Source organism: Nostoc sp., assembly GCF_036917975.1.
GTDB lineage: Bacteria > Cyanobacteriota > Cyanobacteriia > Cyanobacteriales > Nostocaceae > Nostoc.
In genome coordinates this window covers 214,935-233,834 of record NZ_JBALEJ010000014.1, presented here as the reverse complement: position 1 = coordinate 233,834, position 18,900 = coordinate 214,935, and the positions used below count along the sequence as shown (strand labels likewise).

9 protein-coding genes are annotated in these 18,900 nt (G+C 40.5%); 1 reads left to right on the top strand and 8 read right to left on the bottom strand.

What is annotated here, in order from left to right; genetic code table 11:
• Positions 1–11: 11 nt before the first annotated feature.
• The 8 genes from V7K76_RS05770 to V7K76_RS05735 form a co-directional block, all read right to left on the bottom strand.
• Positions 12–3,641 carry a hybrid sensor histidine kinase/response regulator gene (locus V7K76_RS05770; RefSeq protein ID WP_335029719.1) on the bottom strand — a complete coding sequence of 1,210 codons (3,630 nt, stop codon included), beginning with the start codon at positions 3,639–3,641 and terminating at the stop codon, positions 12–14.
• Entirely contained in the window at positions 3,638–4,018 is a 381-nt protein-coding gene (locus V7K76_RS05765; RefSeq protein WP_335029717.1) for a four helix bundle protein, read from the bottom strand. Before V7K76_RS05765 ends, V7K76_RS05770 begins: the two co-directional genes overlap by 4 nt.
• A gap of 38 nt (positions 4,019–4,056) precedes the next feature.
• Positions 4,057–7,365 carry a GAF domain-containing protein gene (locus V7K76_RS05760; protein ID WP_335029716.1) on the bottom strand — a complete coding sequence of 1,103 codons (3,309 nt, stop codon included), beginning with the start codon at positions 7,363–7,365 and terminating at the stop codon, positions 4,057–4,059.
• Between the two features lie 117 nt (positions 7,366–7,482).
• Entirely contained in the window at positions 7,483–7,956 is a 474-nt protein-coding gene (locus tag V7K76_RS05755) for a chemotaxis protein CheW (protein WP_334774800.1), read from the bottom strand.
• A 124-nt stretch (positions 7,957–8,080) separates the two neighbouring features.
• Positions 8,081–8,443 (bottom strand): response regulator transcription factor, encoded by a 363-nt coding sequence (locus V7K76_RS05750; protein ID WP_334774801.1) that lies wholly within the window; start codon positions 8,441–8,443, stop codon positions 8,081–8,083.
• A gap of 524 nt (positions 8,444–8,967) precedes the next feature.
• Positions 8,968–10,167: a response regulator gene (locus tag V7K76_RS05745; RefSeq protein ID WP_335029715.1), complete on the bottom strand. Its 1,200-nt coding sequence runs from the start codon at positions 10,165–10,167 to the stop codon at positions 8,968–8,970.
• A 955-nt stretch (positions 10,168–11,122) separates the two neighbouring features.
• Positions 11,123–12,052 carry an N-acetylmuramic acid 6-phosphate etherase gene (gene murQ / locus V7K76_RS05740; RefSeq protein WP_334774803.1) on the bottom strand — a complete coding sequence of 310 codons (930 nt, stop codon included), beginning with the start codon at positions 12,050–12,052 and terminating at the stop codon, positions 11,123–11,125.
• A gap of 84 nt (positions 12,053–12,136) precedes the next feature.
• Entirely contained in the window at positions 12,137–12,571 is a 435-nt protein-coding gene (locus V7K76_RS05735) for a DUF3110 domain-containing protein (protein ID WP_334774804.1), read from the bottom strand.
• A gap of 270 nt (positions 12,572–12,841) precedes the next feature.
• Between V7K76_RS05735 and V7K76_RS05730 the strand changes: the two genes are divergently transcribed.
• A complete protein-coding gene (locus V7K76_RS05730; RefSeq protein WP_334774805.1) occupies positions 12,842–18,829 on the top strand; it encodes a translocation/assembly module TamB domain-containing protein in 5,988 nt (1,995 codons plus the stop codon).
• Positions 18,830–18,900 lie beyond the last annotated feature (71 nt).

The window sequence follows — 18,900 nt, the reverse complement described above, 5'->3', positions numbered from 1 at the left end:
TTCAAAAAATATCAATGATTTCCCACTATTAGTAAATTGTCTAAATTATCTGTCTTACTGTTAATTAACTCCTTAATTTTAGAGATAAACTCATGCTCTAAAAAAGGCTTGGTCAAGTAAGCCTTTGCACCCAATTCTTGGGCAAGTTGTCGATGTTTCTCAGCACTACGAGAAGTGAGAATCACTACAGGTATGTTTGCTAAATTTGTGTATTGACGGAAATTGCTCAATAACTCAAAACCGTTCATTCGTGGCATCTCTAAATCGGAGACGACAATTTGAATCTCAGGATGTAACTGCAATTTTTCTAGAGCTTCTACACCATTTTGAGCTTGTATTACTTGATAGCCAGATTTTTGCAGAGTGAGAGAAAGAGTCTGTCGGAGGCTAATTGCGTCATCTACTACTAAAACAACTTTTGGTGATTTATTATCTGGCTCTTGAGAATAAGTTGGTTGGGTTTCTATGGTTTCTATAGTTGTTGTGGAAGTCGATGCAGCAAGTAATGGTGTAGATGAAAAAGTATGTCCCGATATTGGCAAGACTTTTTGATTTGCGGAAGAAGCTGAAGCTACTGGTAGCGCTCTGATATTAAGTGTTGTTTGTTGGATATCGCTAGATTTTACTAGCAACGAAGCATCAATTATTAAGATGAGATTACCATTAGCTAAACTACTACAACCATAAATGTATTTTGGCGGTGCGATCGCATTTCCTAAAGGTCTAATTACTAGTTCTTGTTCACCAATTATTTGGTCAACTTCTAAAGCAACCTTTCCCTGATTTCGTCGGAGCAAAAGCACAGGATTTTTCGCTACACTTGAGTCTTGAGTATTTGATGTGTTGTATGGACTAGTACTATTCAAGAATGAATCATTATAATCAATCAACTTTGAAAGTTGACGGAGGCTGACCATAGTCTCATCATTGTCTGTGTTCAAAAGTAAGACTTTTTTACCTTCAATTTCTTTAATCTGTTGTTCAGAGGGAATCAATATTTTTTCAATACTGTCCAAAAGCAGACCATAAACAACACCTTTGGCTTGAACTAGCATTAACTTTTCTGTAGTCATAGAAAAAGGAATTTTGAGTATGAATATTGTTCCTTGGTTGGGTAAAGATTGAACGGAAATAGAGCCGTTAAGGGTGTGCATCTGAGTACGCACAATATCTAAACCCATCCCGCGCCCAGAAATTTCACTCACTTTATTAGCAGTAGAAAATCCCGGCAAAAATATCAAATCTAAAAGTTCAGGTTCAGCTAGATTAGAAGCATAAGCTCTAGTTTTTTCTTCAGTTTGTATGGGATAAAATTCAGCAGCTTTTCTGCGAATTCTGTCTAAATTTAGTCCCTGACCATCATCACGAACTTCGATAACAGTTTGGCTACCCTGATGATAGGCGCAGATTTCGATTAAACCTTGTTCTGGTTTAGCAAGCTGTCGGCGCACTTGTGGAGTTTCAATACCGTGGTCAAAAGCGTTACGTACTAAGTGTAACAAGGGATCGTAGAGCTTTTCTGCGATCGCTTTATCTACCAGTACTTCACTACCAGTAAGTTTCAATTCTACAAGTTTGGCATGAACATTCCCCAACTTATTTACCATGTGGGGGAAGCGATTCAGGATATTGCCCAAAGGCGACATTCGTGCTTCTACTAAGCTATCTATAATATTAAGAGTTAAATTCTCTTGTTTGTCACTAATTTGAGCAGCTTGCGTCACAAGCAAGTCAAGAGATTCTGTAGTTTCTTGTAGTTGCAGTGTCTCTTCTATTGCTTCATGCAATGTCAGATGAAACTCTGTATATACATCCATTTCCAAAGAGTCAAAATTCACTGCAAAACTTTGTGTTTCTTGTGAAGTAATATTTTGTATTTGTAATGGTAAATCACGTAACTCATTTAAAGTTGTTTGATGTCTATTGAGTTGCTTGATTAATTGCTCAATTATTTCTTTGACTTGTTCATCTTGCAAACTACGCCGTTTTTGATAAATCAGCAATTCTCCTGCTAGATAGTTGAGGTGTTGCAGTCTTTCTGTATCTACCCGAATAAATGAAGGTTGGCGAAAATTTTTAGTTTGAACATACTGTGATTGATCTTCTATTTCTTTATTGATTTGTGTAGAAATATCAGGTATGACTTCAATAGCTGTTTCAGGAACATCTGCAACTAACTGCTCACTGAAAGTTAAGGAATTAAGCTTTCTTGAAGAGTCATTAGTCTGGGTCTTCACGACTTCAACAGCAAGATTTTGGCTAGCTTCTTCTCCCCATATTGCTTCTAGCAAGTTATCAGTTGGTTGAGATATCTCTTTAATCACTAATAGTGTTTGTAACTTAGGACTATCCAGCCAATTTTTTTCTTCGCCAGTCACAGGAGGATAATTTTTATATTCTTTTGCTAATTTATAAATTTGATGTTGTAATATTTTAATTCCTGAGAGGTAGCTGTCAGATGGTTTCAGAGAATATTGAAACTTTGCAACTGCAAATAGGATAATTAAGATGATCCCACGTCGATAAATACAAAGACTTTGACTATCTTCTTCATCTTGAACAAAATCGAGAAAATTTTTCAGCCAGTTTTCGATGTAATTAAGTAGACTTTTTCTCTCTAATGTGGGAACTAGTAAGGTTAAACTAAGTTCTGACTCAGGGATTTGCATCTGGTGATGAAACCAGCCAAAAATGTAGCGAATTACTTTTAAATAAAACTTAGCAGTTGTGGGATTAACCGATTCATTTTTATTGGTATCAGATGTTGTAAGAAACTGGTAAAATTGTTCTTCATTGATGATATATATGCCAGGAGATGAATTATTTGGTAATTCTTCAGATAACTCATGACTTACCACTGTTGCGAGTTTTCGTAAATCTGGAGAAGGTTCTCCACCAGATGTGCGATCGCCTTTTAGTACCAATTCTTGTGCTTTTTGTAAATCTGCAAGGGCAATTTCTGCAATTTGCCGTACCTGGGTGGGATTTGCTCGCAATGCTGATAGAATGGTTTGGGCAATTTCTCCCAATCCAGGTAAATTTAGAGATTCTGCCAAGCCAAAAAATACCTCGCCTTGAGACTGTAAAAACTCAATTAATTCAGCATCATTAGGTGGATTTTTAACAGCGTCAGCAATGCTATTTAAACGTTGCTCTACTCCCGTTTCAAAAACCGACTGCACAATATCAAATCCTAATTCTTCAGAAGTGGGAATCTGAGAGTCAGCACCAAAAGCATCACCCAGTTTTTCTTGTAACTGTGAAAACACTGAAGTTGCTCGATGGATAAGTTCTTGGTCGTTAACAGTACTACCTATTAGTTCGGTATTTAATGCAATGCTCAGACACTCATAAGCTTGTAACAAAAGTGTTTGTAATTCAGCATCAACTACCACTTTTGGATTATAAAGAGCCTTAAATACATCTTCTAAAAAATGGGCAATCATCTTAATTACTTCTAGCCCAACATTAGCAGCACCACCTTTAAGCGTATGAGTAGCTCGCATTAAGTTGTGAACTTTAGCAGTACTATAACCTTCCGACAAGCTAAATAGTTCTTGCTCAATAATTTGGACTAATTCTGGGGCTTCAGCCAGAAAGTAGATATATCCTTGTTCGCGGATTTCGCTATCTGTAATCATATTTTGGATTTTAAATTTTGGATTTTGGATTTGTTACATAAAGTTTTAATTGATGCAACTGTCATTGCAATAATTTCGGTGTTTTCTGACATCAAATTGCTCACTTTTTCCAGTGGTAATAAACCAACCTCAACAATAAGTTCCATCCAATAAAGACTTTCATCGGCTTCTTCCTCTACCAAGCTGAGTTTAGTAATGACATCGGCGGTTGACTTACCACGACAAGCTGACCGATAGTTAGCTCCCACAGATGTTGCTGAACGGATTAGCTGCTTGCCAATTACATCTGCCGTTCGGCTCTGCGGAAGAGCTTCTACTAAGCGGATTACTCGCAATGCTAGCTGCTTTGTTCTCCGCTTAAAATCCTCCTCATTCATAATCCAAAATCCAAAATCTAAAATCTAAAATCTAAAATTTATTTGACTTTAAATTTATCAGCAGTTGTTAATAACTCTTGCGCCATTCCTGATAAATCTTGGAACACATTCGCAATCTCTTGAGATTCAGCAAAAGTTTTATTGGCAATTCCCGCTACATCTTGCATTGATTTAGTTACTGTTACAGATTGCGCCATTTGTTTTTGAGTCGCTGCGGTAATTCGCTCGATTAGCTGACTAATTTCAGCAGTTGCAGAAACGATCGCATTTAAGTTTTGGCGAGTGTCACTGACAAGGTTTGTACCTTCCACTACCTGCTGAATACCAGTTTCCATTGCTACTGCAACTTCCCCGGTTTCTGCTTGAATCTCCTGGACTAATTTTTCAATTTCGATGGTTGCTGCTGCTGACTGGCGAGATAAAGAACGGACTTCATCAGCTACAACTGCAAAGCCTTTGCCATATTCACCGGCACGAGTCGCTTCAATGGCTGCATTCAGAGCTAGTACGTTTGTCTGTGTAGCAAAATTACCAATCAAATTCACCACTTTGGAAATTTTTTGCGAAGATTCACTGAGGCGTTTAATCTTTTTGCTGGTTTGAGCAACCGTTTCGCGAATTCCTTGGATAGCTTTTACAGTCAGGTTCATGGCAGTATCGCCAGACTCGACAGTTCGATTGGCTTGTTGCACCGCTAGTTGTACTAACTCTGCATTGGCCACTACGGCTTGAGTAGAGTCTACCATCTGTTGAATGTCACCTAAAGCTGCGGTAATTTCCTCAGATTGTTGTTGCGCCAGATTGGTCAATCCTGCTAGTGAAGCCTCGCTATTGCTAGAAGTTTGGGCAACTTGTTGAGCAGCTCCCTGTACCTGAATAACGATTTGCCGCAGCGCTTGCAAGGTATTATTGTAAGCGTCAGCGATCGTACCTAGCTCATCTTCTGTAATCGGTGCGCGTACTGTTAAATCGCCGTTGAGAGCAGGTCTAAGGGCTTTTAAGAGTTGAATAGATCGTTGTTGTAGTAACTCCTTGGCTGCCTTTTCTCGTGCTGCTGCTTCTGCTAATTTTGCTGACTGCGCTTGTACTTGTTGCAAATACTCGGTATGTTGCAATGCCAGTCCTAACTGGTTGCCAATGCGTGCTAACAAGGTGACTTCTGATTCTTCCCAATCACGAGTTCCAGAATTTTGATAAGCTGCCAGCAATCCCCACAATTGTTCACCAGCAAATACAGGAACAATTACATAAGCTTTGGCCTCAAATTGCTCTAAAATTTCAATGTGGCAAGGAGAATGACCTACCTGATAGATGTCATTGACAACAAAGTTTTCTCCTTGGGCGTATCGACCTCCCTGAGTTTCTTGTAAGTGGGTATCTTCCCAGACGGTTTTGATATCGGGTCCGACCAGTTTTACCCAAAGATGACCTGCTGACTCTGCGATAAATTCACCACTCCAGTTAGGGTTGAAGTGATAGACGGCGACGCGATCGCATCGTAGTAATTGTCTGACTTCTTGAGTGGTTGTTTTGAAGATTTCTTCGACATCCAAAGATTGTCGGATGCGGTTACTGATTTTGGTGATAGCTTTCTCTTGTTCTGCTATCTGAGCTAGTTTCTCAGATTTTACCCGCACTAATTCCAAATAATCTATCTGTGATTTAGCGAGGCTAAATTGCAAGCTAGTCTGAACCAAAAAGTTCACTTCCCAGCTTTGCCATTCACGGGTGCTGGAATTTTGATAAGCTGCCAGCAAGCCCCACAATTTATCCCCGAAGAATATCGGAACAATCATGTAAGCTTTGGCTTCAAACTGCTTTAAAATCTCAATATGGCAAGGAGCTAACCCTACTTCATAGATATCATTAACGATAAAGTTTTCACCTCTGACATACCTACCTCCTTTAGTTTCTTGCAAGTAGGTATCGTCCAAAATGGTTTTGATATCAGGGCCTACCAGTTTTGTCCAACCAGTACCCACAGACTCAGCCACAAATTCGCCACCCCAGTCAGGGTTAAAACGATAGACAGCGACGCGATCGCATTGTAGTGATTGACGCACTTCTTGAGTGGTGGTTTTGAAGACACTTTCTACATCTGAAGATTGTCGGATGCGGTTGACTATCTTAGTGAAAACTTTCTCTTGTTCAACTATTTTAGCTAGTTGGTCAGATTTTGTTTGCACTTGTTCCAGATATTCCCCTTGTGAGATAGCTACACCAAATTGCAACCCAATTTGAGTTACAAAGGTTTCTTCCCAAGGTTGCCAATCACGAGGCCCAGAATTCTGATAAGCTGCCAACAAACCCCATAATTTTTCTCCAGCAAATATCGGTGCAATGATATAAGCCTTCATTTCATACTGCTCTAAAATGTCAATGTGACATTGAGCATGGCCCGTTTGATAAATGTCATTGACCACAAAGCTTTCACCCTTGGCATAACGTCCTCCTTGAGTGTCTTGTAAATGGGTATCTTCCCAGACCATGTAAAAATCGGGGCCGACCATTTTTACCCAGCCATTACCCACAGACTCAGAGACAAACTCACCACTCCAGTCAGGTTTGAAGCGATAGACACCGACGCGATCGCATTTTAGTAATTGACGTACTTCTTGAGTGGTTGTTTGAAAAAGCTTATCGACATTTGATACCCGTAGAATTTTGTCGATAACTTTAGCTACCGATTTCTTTGCTAATACTCGTTGTTGCTCTTCTTTTTGGAATTCAAAGCTCTGTAATTTGTAAGTCAGTTCTGTTGTAATTTGAGAAAGTAGACTAATTTCTACTTCTTGCCACTGTCGCGCTGAGTAGCAATTATTTACTGCTAGTAAACCCCACACTTTACCTTCTACTACAATCGGTAAACTCAAACTCGCTTTAATTTGAAATTTTTCTAGGAGTTGCTTTTGATAAGGGGTAAGTTGAATTTGATTGATATCATCAATAACGACAGGTTCTATATAGTCTTGGTTAGTATATAAGCCAAAAATAATTCCGGGAATATTTTCGCCTAAAGTTGGTGTCCAACCTAGTGTTCTGGATTCTGCTAAAACATTACCTGATTCCCTGGAAGTAAACTGATAAATTAAGGCGCGATCGCAGCCAATCTTTTCTCTAAGTTGCGCGACAGTAATTTTGAGTAGTGTATCAAAGTCTGGCGCTTGGCGCATGTGAGTTGCAATGTCTTGTAACTGTCGCCGCCAAGTTTTAAATTCATGAGCGATCGCATTTAATAAAGATATTTCATTACTAGCAATATTCGCTATATTGGCGTTACCATTCTGATTTTCTAATTCAGAGATTAGAGGCTCACTGTCATGGCTGTTGTTATACAAGAATGTCATTTGATTAACCTCAAAAAATGTGATGGGTAATAATTTGATATGTGGCAGGTAAGAATGCTATGGTATTTGCTTATTAATGATTAGATTTTTTTAACATACCTAATCATTACTAAATACTCAATTATGAATACTCCACATCGGAGCTTGGATAATAGTTGTGGCATCCAAGTTAAAAATCATATCCTCCGAATCATTAATAAAATATCCCTGTAAAAAAGGTGATATTTTAGGATAAAATAATTCTGCCGTTGCCGGCTTCATTTCCTTAGTATCTAGCCATTCAATATCTATAAGTTGTCGTACCAATAATCCCAAATACTTACCCTTATTTTCCAGAACAATCGCCATCATTTTTGAAAGTAAGTTTGTCCCTTGAGAAATTGGAGGATAACCTAACATTGCCTCTAAATCAACCAACCAAAGCATCTCACCACGCCAGTTATAAATACCCAATACGCTACTTGGCATCTGAGGAACGCCACATATTTCTGGTAATGATACTTGCAAAACTTCTGTAATGTGTTGTAACGAAATTACGGCTGTATCACTTGCTCCCAAATTAAAACTTAAAAATTTTTCCTGGGTTTCCAAAGCTATTGATCCTTTGTCATTGATTATTTATCTTGCACCACTATTTGCAGTTATTGTTTGTTCTTACAGAGGTTCTATTTGATAAACAGTGATGTCCAGTATTTGTTGATTTATGAAATATTTACTAATTAAGTAGTCGCTTTAACATTACCGTTAGTTCTTCTCGATCAATTGGTTTTGATAGATAACCATCAGCGCCTAACATATTACCCCAAATTTTATCTACATCACTATTTTTTGTAGAGCAAAAAACTACAGGTATGTTGCTAGTGTCAGGATTATTTTTCAGTTCTCGGCAAATTTCAAAGCCACTTTTACCTGGTAAAATTACGTCGAGAAATATTAGGTCTGGCTTGTTTTGATCTATTTTATCTTGAGCCTCTTCACTGCTGGTGGCGCTAATCACAGAATAACCTGCCTGTTGCAAGTAACGGCTGATTATTTCCATATCTGTTAAGCCATCTTCAACAACTAAAACAGTATTCATGGCAATTACTCGTTAACTTTTTCTCAAAATGTAAACAAAATATACAGATCCTAAATGATTACTTAAAAAAGACATGGAAGGGACTAGAGACTAGCCCTAACCCCTTTGCCCTAACTACTATTTCACAAATCAAATAGGACTGCTACAAATACAAAAATTTGTATTTGTTTAATTTTGATTCAATCTTTATATATCAACATCAGAAAAAGTACGTAATCAACATAACTTAACATATATTTAAATGTAAGATAGTTTTATCACCAAATTTTAGATTTTAAATTTTGGATTTTGGATTGAAGATTCAAAATTTAAAAATGCTTGAGAGCCAGCGAATTGAAACGCAAGAATAAATCTAAAATCCAAAATTAATTGACAGAGCCAATGACTTGATGCCTGGAGTCAATCTAAAATCCAAAATCTAAAATCCAAAATAGTTTGACCTCAATAATTTAATTTTTACTGAGGTGGAAAAATCTATAAGTTTTGAGGAAGAATGCAGAATCAAAAATCGTCTCTAATTCTCCCTAATTACAAACCTCTAAACTAGATTTACTTTTGTCAGTGGATACACTTGATGTAGGCAAATACTTGCGGACAATACTCATTACCTTATCAGCCACTACAGGTTTAGTGAGAAAATCTGTAGAACCAACTACTTTGGCACGAACTCTATCTAACAGACCATCACTGCCTGTTAATATAATTATTGGTGTGTTGGAAAAGGTAGATATTCGTCGTAACTGAGTACAAATTTCGTAACCACTGGCAACTGGCATAATCAAATCCAAGAAAATCAAGTCTGGTTTATCCTGAATGAGGGTTGGTAAAGCTTGTACAGCATCTTGAATTTTGACAAACCTCAAGCCATTGGAAGTGATAATATCCTCTAGCATTTTACATACTTGAGGGCTATCATCGACGCAAGCCACTAGTGGAATAGTCCGTTTCTTTGCTTGTGTGGTATTAGAGTTATTGTTGACTTCAGTAACTCCTAAAGGCAAGTCAGGTACTTCTACCAATTCAATGATTCCTTTAAGGATATAGGGAAGCAATGAACGGGTGAGTGGCAGTACACTCTGCTTCATTTTCATGGCTAAATCTCGCAGAGTGAATTTGCCATTGATTAAATTCACAAAGTTTTTGTAGACAGATGGACTAACCATCTGCTCAAGTTGTTCTGGTCGTCGGAGAACTGGTGCCAAGTCAGGAGAAAAATTTGCTAAACCGGCTTCTGACCAAATTTTCCACGAGTCTTGCATGTGCTTTACAGACATTTCTGCACTCGTGAAGCTCATTGGAGTTTCTAAGATAATTTCTTGGCTGCGACTGCAACTTATAGAAGCAAAGTTTCCTTGTAAAGCTAGGTCAAATAATAGTTCTGCTATCGTATTTTCTGCAATAGATTGAATCTGTTCCCTCTGGATTTTCTGTTTTTTATAAAAGACTTCTATCAGTTTATAGTCCCAGTAATCAATTGATAGGTCTTGCACACGTAACTGCAACTTGTCAACATCAATTTGGGGGCAATTTTGAGCTATATGTCTACGCCAACGTCGGAAGGGATGAGTTCCCCCGGTTGCCCAAACTATGCGTCCCAGTCGATAGTAAAAATTCCATTGACTGCCTTTTGAACTCTTAATACTTAATTTGCCATTGTATTGTAACTGAGTACAAGTTTTAAATTCATTTACTAGGTTATTTGAAATAAGTTCCTGATGGGGCATAGTTTGTTCCTTTTATTAAAAATCTAGCCATTAAAACCGACACTAGTATAGAAAGGTATAAATTCAGCTACTATTTCAATTAACCTGATAAGGTACTCAAGTTACTTGTTAAAGCCAGGCAACACTTCCGCCACATTAGTGTTCAGTAAATATGTGAATAAGTACAAATGCATTTGGTATATAACAGTCTAAATCAAGATTATTAAAAGCAAGGTAGATGGGAAGATAGCAAAACTGTTGCTAGTAAATAATTTATCTAGCATAGAGTTTTTATTGGCAGACTTTATTTTTTTTGATAATATTTATGACTAAAGTAGATTGCCATCGTCAATATCATGAAGTATTGAGTATTGATATATCATTTTAATAATTTTCATACAAAATTATATCCGTATAAGTTCTGAATTTTTGTTTAAAAAATATTAGCATTCTCTAGAGAGTTGTGCTTTAGTTATTGAAATTAGCAATACATGTTAAAAATATTTATTTAAGTTTGCAATTATTAATACATTTATGATGTCAGCTTTTTTAAGAAATATTTTTTTTGGAAAAGGCTTACTACTAAGACAAGTAGCAGCCATATTATAGAGTAGACATCTTCAGAAATATGCTTTATCAACAAAACTTATAGAGACATAGCACTGGGAGCATCTCAACGAAAGCAAATATACCAGGCGATTAGAAATCGCGGCTACACAAACGTTCGCCCTTGGCATTCCCGAAGGGTAGGCCGCCTACGCGGATTCAAAGGACATCTCCAGAAATTAAATATGCGTTACCCAGAACCCTTGTAGAGACGTAGCACTGCTACTCTTTTTCGGAGATGTCTAAAGAATTTTAAACCCACCTCCGTGGATTTTGTTTGTATAGCCGCGAATTCCATTCGCCAGGGCAGGCGTGTTTTTACACTCATTGAGATGATCCTTTTTCACATCTAGTATTTATTTAAGAAAAATTATTCAATTTGGTTGTGGTTTTGATAGCTCACAACAGCTGCCCTGAGATTACTTTGGTGTTCTGAAAGCAGCCGATCGCCTTCATCTTTTTCCAAACCAGTCCAGTGCATTAATAGCGCCAGCTTAACCCATTTACCACTGCGTTCTAGTAAAAAACCAGCAGCTTCTCGACTTAAACCTGTGAGGTCTTGCAAAATTCGCAAAGCGCGATCGCGTAACTTTTGATTTGTTACCGCCACGTCCACCATCCGATTGCCATAAACTTTGCCTAGCTTGACCATCACGCCACTAGAAAGGATGTTTAAAGCTAATTTAGTGGCTGTACCAGCTTTCAGGCGAGTTGAACCAGCGATGATTTCTGGCCCTGTCAATAGGCGAATATCGATATCGGCATCAAAACTAACTTGTTCAGCAGGAACACAGGCGATAAAAATAGTTGTGGCTCCCCTCTGACGAGCAGCATGAAGCGCGCCGTGGACATAAGGGGTTGTTCCACCAGCAGTAATGCCAACTACGACATCTAGTTGGGTAATATGTCGCCCAGCGATCGCACTTTCACCATCTTCGATGCTATCTTCTAAATCTTCAGAACTGCGTACCAGTGCGCCAGCACCACCAGCAATAATCCCCTGTACCAACTCTGGGGGTGTGCAAAAAGTAGGTGGACACTCAGCAGCATCTAACACCCCTAACCTGCCACTTGTCCCTGCACCGATATAAAATAGGCGTCCTCCGTGGCGCAAACGCTCTGCGGTACGCTCAATTGCCTCTGCCAACTGAACTTTCGCCGCTGCAACTGCTGCGACGGCTTTTTGGTCTTCGTTATTAAACAACTCCACCAATTCCAGAGAACTGAGCTGGTCTAAGTTCAGACTGTTAGGATTTACCAGCTCGGTTAAAAGATGTCCGCGTTCCTGCAAGTTTGTCATTTGTCATTTGTCCTTTGTCCTTTGTCATTAGTCATTTGTCATTTGTCAGTTACCAATGACTAATGACCAATGACTAATGACCATTTACAATAATCCTTCCAATTTGCGACGAATCTTCTCTAGTTCAGAATCAGACAATTCTGGTTCTTCTAGTGGTTGTTGATTCGGCAAGAAGGTGTCTTCAACAGTATCATCCTTCTTGGGCTTGGCATCTGCTTGCCAGTCAGTTTCTTCTACATTCAGTTCTGGGGGAGTGACAACTAAATTGCTGTTTTCTGGGATAATTTCCCATTCATATCCAGCACTTTCGCAAAATTCCTTGATTTCCTCAGCATCGATCGGTTCTGGTGTTGGTGCGGGGAAATCTTGAGCTTCTAACATCAGGGCAAAGCGCGTCGCATCGTCTTCTGACTCGAACATCAGAATTTTATTGCGATTGCCCTCCCGAATCGTGTGAATCCCCTCATTTTCCGTTCGAGCATTAAAAATTAACACAAAGACACGCATTGGTGTAATCATCTGTCCTTTTAAGGTTTATTCATATTAAAGTTCGAGATTGTGCCTCAAGGGAAGTCACAGGAACAATTTTCACTCTATTCAGATTTTCCTGAAAACGCCAATATTATTAAGCATAAGTATTAGATCGAGATTAAATCGAGCAAATACCGTAACTTAACCAATGAGGTCTTGGGTTTAGTTGGCGTATCCTGGAAATGGCATACTGAATCAATGTGCCAGTTAATGCTTGTGTGTGCCAGCGACATCCGGCAATTAATACAGTGAAAGCAAATGATTAAATCTCCTAATCAAGATTGTCACTCCCCTTACCCTAACCGCAAGCGTATGTGGTTGCTGGTGTTGAGTCGGGGTAGCATTGCTTTGGGCGGACTTTTACTGTTAGGAGTTATTGTCGGTATTTGGCGGTTGTGGACTTTTGTCCAAACAGAGTTAACACCCTTGGCACAACAAAGTCTCACGACTACACTCAATCGTCCAGTAAACCTGGGAAAAGTCACGCAATTTTCGTTGACGGGAGTGCAGTTTGGGGCTTCCGCTATCCCTGCAACAAGCACAGATCCAGACCGAGCCACAGTGGAATCTGTGGAGGTGGGTTTTGACCTGCCACAACTAATCTTTAACCGCCACCTGAAGCTAGATGTCACCTTAGTCAACCCAGATATTTATATTCAACAGGATGACCGAGGGCGCTGGATTTCCACTACTATCGCGTCGTCAGGTGAAGGCGGGCCGATTAAAACCGATTTGGACAATCTGCGGTTTCGCAATGCCAAGCTGGCATTGATGCCGCAGAAGAGAGTAGGGGGAGAAATAAATTCAAAATTCAAAATTCAAAATTCAAAATTGAAGGAAAAGACTGGGGGAGATGAAGGAATAGCTGGAGCAATATCTCCTTCATCCCCCGTAACATTTTCTCAACTCAACGGATCTGCCCAACTCCTGGCAAATAATCAGTTGATCAGGTTTGAAGTTGGGGGTCAAGCAGATAGTGGTGGCAGTATTTCTATTCAGGGAGAGACGCGTTCCAGGGTGCTAGCAGGGAACTTCCAGGTGCATGCACAAGATCTGCTGGCTGCGGATATTACTCGGTTGATTAAGTTACCGGTGAACTTACAGGCGGGTCGAGCCAATGGTGACTTGCTGGTTCGGTTGACGCCAGGACAGCAAACTTTATTGTTTGGCAATGCTGCTGTACAAGGGGTAACACTTCAAATACCCAAAGTCCCGCAATTGTTGAGCAATAGTCAAGGAAACCTCCACTTCCAAGGAACGGAGTTGCAGTTAGAAAATGTTACTAGCAACTACGGCAAAATTCCCCTAGTGGCTACGGGAATCATCGATACTAAAGCAGGCTTTAAGTTGGCAGCGCGTGTAAATGCGGTGAGTTTGGCAAATGCCCAGGAGACTCTCAAGGTAAAACTACCTGTGCCGATCGCAGGACAAGTACAAGCAGACTTACAAATTACCGGATCAACAAAAGAGCCAATTCTCTCTGGCTCAGTTGCCACAATCCAAACTGCTCGGATTGATAAAGTTGATTTTAATAGTATCAGTAGTAAGTTTGAGCTTGTTACTAGTTCCTCTTTAATTACCCTGAAAGATATTCAAGGTAAAGCTAAAGTTGGTGGTGACATTACGGGCGCTGGCACAATTCAACTTGGTAAAAGCCCACAACTGGATTTAAATTTTGCTGCCAAAAATGTTCCAGGGGATGCGATCGCAAAAGTTTATGAAACAACACCCGCTTTTCAAATTGGTAATGTCTCAGCTACAGCCGAACTAACTGGCGCTCCCACCAATGTCCAAACTGTGGTACAGTTTCAAGCTCCTAACGGAACTTACCCCGGAACAGGCGAAGTTGCGATCGCTCCAAATCGCACCGTCTCTTTCCGCAATGTAGCTCTAAATGTCAGTGGTGGTACAGTCCGGGCAACTGGTAGTTATGCCAATGAGCGTTGGCAAGCTGTGGCGGTTGCCTCTGGGGTGAAATTGGAACCCTTTGTAGACAAAAGTCAACTGCAAAATGTCTCTTTGGCGGCAGCACAATTCAATGGTCGTCTCATCCTCTCAGGAAGCACAGCACCATTTAAAATTGCCACGGTTCGCAGTGATGGGGCAGGAGTTCAAATTGGTGGCGGTACAGTTGCAATTTCTAATATCCAACTGCAAGAGCAAAGCTTTTCTGCTCAACTTGTAGCTAATGATGTGCGGCTGGGACAAATATTGAAACAGTCTCCCCCAGCTTTAAATAATCCTTTGGCGGGAACGTTCCAAATCGCAGGGAACAGAGAGAATTTCAGCCTCAAAACCCTCAGTGGCAATGGTGAAGGTCGCCTTGCTATTGGCGGTGGCACGGTTACAGCGAAAAATATCCAAGTGGCTAATGGTGTTTATCAGGCGGAAGTGCAGGCTAAAAATGTACCTATGCAGAAGTTGGCAGCAGTACCAAAGCAGTTCCAAGGTGCGTTAACTGGTCAGTTCAACGTCGCGGGTTCTGTTGATTCTTTTAAACCGCAAACTATTCAAGCCAGTGGTCAGGCGCGGATAAATGTTGGAAGGGGAACGATTACAGCCTCTAATATTCAAGTGGCTAATGGTGTATATCAGGCGCAAGTTCAGGCTAAGAATGTGCCTATGCAGAAGTTGGCAGCAGTACCAAAGCAATTCCAGGGAGCGTTAACTGGTCAAGTAAACGTGGCGGGTTCTGTTGAATCTTTTCAACCACAAACTATTCAAGCCAGTGGTCAGGCGCAGATAAATGTTGGAAGTGGAACGATTACAGCCTCTAATATCCAAGTGGCTAATGGTGTATACCGGGCGCAAGTTCAGGCTAAGAATGTGCCGTTGCAGAAGTTGGCAGCAGTACCAAAACAATTCCAGGGAGCGTTAACTGGTCAAGCAAACGTGGCGGGTTCTGTTGAATCTTTTCAACCACAAACTATTCAAGCCAGTGGTCAGGGACGGCTGGATGTTGCAGGTGGAACGATCGCAGCTTCTAATATCCAAGTGGCTAATGGTCGCTATCAAGCTGTAGTTAATGCTTCTGGTGTGGAATTAAATCGGTTAAATCAGCAATTACGGGGTCAGTTTAGCGGTCAGTTACAATTAGTTGGCACGCTAGGATCTTCCAAATTAGCTGATGTGCGTGCTGCTGGACAGGTGCAATTATCCCAAGGTATTCCTGGTCTTGAGCAACCCTTGAGTGCTGCGATCGCTTGGAGTGGTGAAAGGCTGACCATTGAGCAAGCAACTGCTCCCGGTTTAAGTGTGACTGGTAACATATTAGCCAATGCCAAACAGGCAGGCATACCGGAAATTACTGCCCTAAATCTCAAAGTCCAGGCGCAGAATTACAACTTAAAACAGTTACCAATCAATCTTCCTAATCAGGTTGCTGTGGCGGGAAGAGTAGATTTTAATGGTCAAATCACTGGTAAGCTGCCCTTACCAAATGTGGTAGGGCAAATTAACTTACGAGACTTGGTTGTTCAAGATATTGCTTTTGAACCGTTGTTAACTGGAAACATCGATTCCGCACAGGGACGCGGTTTAAGTTTGAACTTGGCAGGTAAAAGCGTAGACCCGAAGGGGCTTCTCGGCAGAGATCGCCTCAACTTAAATTTAGATGCCAATAATCGCCCGAAATCTTTCTTAGTCAAATGGCAGCAAGCATCAGCCATAGGTAATGTTCAAGGGAATGATTGGGCACTGAAAGTTGCCAATTTCCCCTTACAAATATTGAATTTGACTCCGCCAGCAATTACTCGATTGGGTGCTGGTAAGATCGCTGGGTTGTTGACTGGGGATTTGCTGTTTAATCAGCAGACATTGGCAACAACGGGGAATTTAGCGATCGCCAATCCGCAAATTGGACTAGTTAAAGGCGATCGAATAGCTGCTCAATTCCGCTACAGTAACGGTAAAGCCACACTCGCAAGTAGCGAATTTATCAAAGGCAGCAGTCGCTACGCCCTTGTCGGGACTTTTGACCAAACTCCGAAAGGCCCTCAACTACAAGGTAAACTGAACGTCAAGCAGGGTCAAATCCAAGATGTTGTAGCTGTAGCAAAAGTATTTGATTTACAAAATTTGCCAGGTGGTTCCGCAGAAATCTACGGCACAGCAGCAGATCTAACCACCACCCCCCAAGGAGCGCCAAATCTACCCTTATTAACCCAAATCCAACGGTTTTCTGAAATTGAAGCTTTGGTAGCAGAAAAGGAACAACAACGACTTGATTCCACTCCCATACCAGATTTGGCAGACTTAAAGGGGACTTTCAACGGAGAAGTGGCTGTAAATACAGCTACAGCCAATGGATTATCAGTGGAATTTAATTTGAATGGAGAAAACTTTGCCTGGGGTAAAAAGGAAGAACGAAATCGTTTTTATACTGCCGACAAAGTGATTGCTGAAGGCAACTTTGAAAACGGTGTATTGAGTTTGCGACCATTACGCCTCGAATCTCAAAACAGGCTAATTGCCTTTACGGGTAACATTGGCGGTGATGAACAATCTGGTCAGCTGCGGGTGAATAATTTTCCAGTACAACTATTGAATAATGTTGTCAAACTGCCGGTTGGAATCACAGGTAATCTTAACGCTACAGCAGCTTTAGCAGGTAGTATTGCTAATCCCCAAGCTAGAGGGGAATTGCAAATCACAGAAGGAATGCTGAATCAGAGCAAAATAGAGTCAGCAACAGCAAGTTTCAGCTATGCCGACGGACGCTTAAACTTTAGTAGTACTGTAGCAGTTGGCGGGCCAAAACCTGTTGATATTACTGGCAGCATACCTTATAAATTGCCTTTTGCAACTGTTGCACCAGACAGCGATCAAATCAGTTTGGATATGAAGTTAGAAAACGAGGGATTGGCATTTTTAAACGCATTAACTAATCAAGTGGTATTTGAGAAAGGTGAAGGAGAAGTAGACCTCAAGGTGCGGGGAACATTGCAAAAACCCCAAGTAGATGGAATTGCTACTGTCAATAATGCTACTTTTTCAGCCCAGGCTTTGCCAGGTAAGCTGAGACGTGTCACAGGTAGAGTACTGTTTAATTTTGACCGCATCTCAGTAGAAAATCTTCAGGGTAGATTTAGTCATGGGAAGGTAGAAGCTGCTGGAGAAATTTCCATCTTCAACAATGAAAACGTAACTATTAATAATCCCCTGACTGTTAACCTCGATCAGCTAGCGTTGAATCTCAAAGGACTTTACCAGGGAGGCGCTAGCGGCAATTTGCAGATTACTGGTTCTGCCCTTAACCCCATGATTGGCGGTAGAGTAAATTTATTTGATGGTCAGGTATTGCTAGCAGAATCTACCGATGCCACGACATCTGCAAATACAAATAATAGTAGTTTTGGTGTATCACCCACAAAAGCCGATAAGCAGAGTAAACCTGAAATTGGGAATGGGACGGGAAATGCCAACGCCAGATTTAATAATCTAGATTTGGAACTAGGTAAAAACGTCCAAATTACCCGTGCCCCTATTCTCAGCTTCCGCGCCACTGGTAATCTCATCGTTAACGGCTCAATCAATCAACCTATACCCGATGGCACTATCCAGTTAGAACAAGGTGGAGTCAATTTATTTACTACCCAATTTAACCTTGTTCGTGGCTATAAACAGACCGCAACTTTTAGTCCTTCTCAACCCCGTGACCCCAACTTAGATATTCAGCTATTTGCCAAAGTACTGGATGTAACTCAAAGTAATGATTTCGGACGAGTAAATGCCACAGGTTTATCAGCCTTAGAGAGTGTTCGAGTCGAAGCCACTATCAACGGTTTAGCGAGCAAACTGAATGAGAATTTAGAATTAACAAGTAGTCCGTCACGTAGTCAAACCGAAATTGTTGCTCTTTTAGGAGGTGGGTTTGTAGACGCCCAAGGACGTGCAGACAGTACTTTGGGTCTGATTAACATCGCAGGTTCGGCTGTATTCAACAATTTTCAGTCAACTTTTAACCAAATTGGGAGTACTTTTGGCTTAAGTGAATTGCGGATATTTCCTACCGTTATTTCTGAGAATCCCGAAGCAGGAAGAAGCAATTCAACTTTGGAATTAGCAGCTGAGGCTGGGGTTGATATTTCTTCTAAGATATCCGTTTCCAGCATCAAAATTTTGACTACAAATGACCCATTCCAATGGGGTGTTAATTACCGGATAAACGACCAATTTCGTGTTCGTGCTTCCACTAACTTAACTGATGACAGTCGTGCAGTCGTGGAGTATCAGACCCGATTTTAAATAATTCGTAATTCGTAATTCGTAATTCGTAATTAAGTTTTGTGATGGGGATTTAGACCCCGACCCAAAAA

Excerpts from the sequence above, each read along its gene's own strand:
- V7K76_RS05770 (WP_335029719.1), bottom strand. The coding sequence starts at position 3,641 with ATGATTACAGATAGCGAAATCCGCGAACAAGGATATATCTACTTTCTG.
- V7K76_RS05765 (WP_335029717.1), bottom strand. The coding sequence starts at position 4,018 with ATGAATGAGGAGGATTTTAAGCGGAGAACAAAGCAGCTAGCATTGCGA.
- V7K76_RS05760 (WP_335029716.1), bottom strand. The coding sequence starts at position 7,365 with ATGACATTCTTGTATAACAACAGCCATGACAGTGAGCCTCTAATCTCT.
- V7K76_RS05750 (WP_334774801.1), bottom strand. The coding sequence starts at position 8,443 with ATGAATACTGTTTTAGTTGTTGAAGATGGCTTAACAGATATGGAAATA.
- V7K76_RS05745 (WP_335029715.1), bottom strand. The coding sequence starts at position 10,167 with ATGCCCCATCAGGAACTTATTTCAAATAACCTAGTAAATGAATTTAAA.
- murQ (WP_334774803.1), bottom strand. The coding sequence starts at position 12,052 with ATGACAAACTTGCAGGAACGCGGACATCTTTTAACCGAGCTGGTAAAT.
- V7K76_RS05735 (WP_334774804.1), bottom strand. The coding sequence starts at position 12,571 with ATGATTACACCAATGCGTGTCTTTGTGTTAATTTTTAATGCTCGAACG.
- V7K76_RS05730 (WP_334774805.1), top strand. The coding sequence starts at position 12,842 with ATGATTAAATCTCCTAATCAAGATTGTCACTCCCCTTACCCTAACCGC.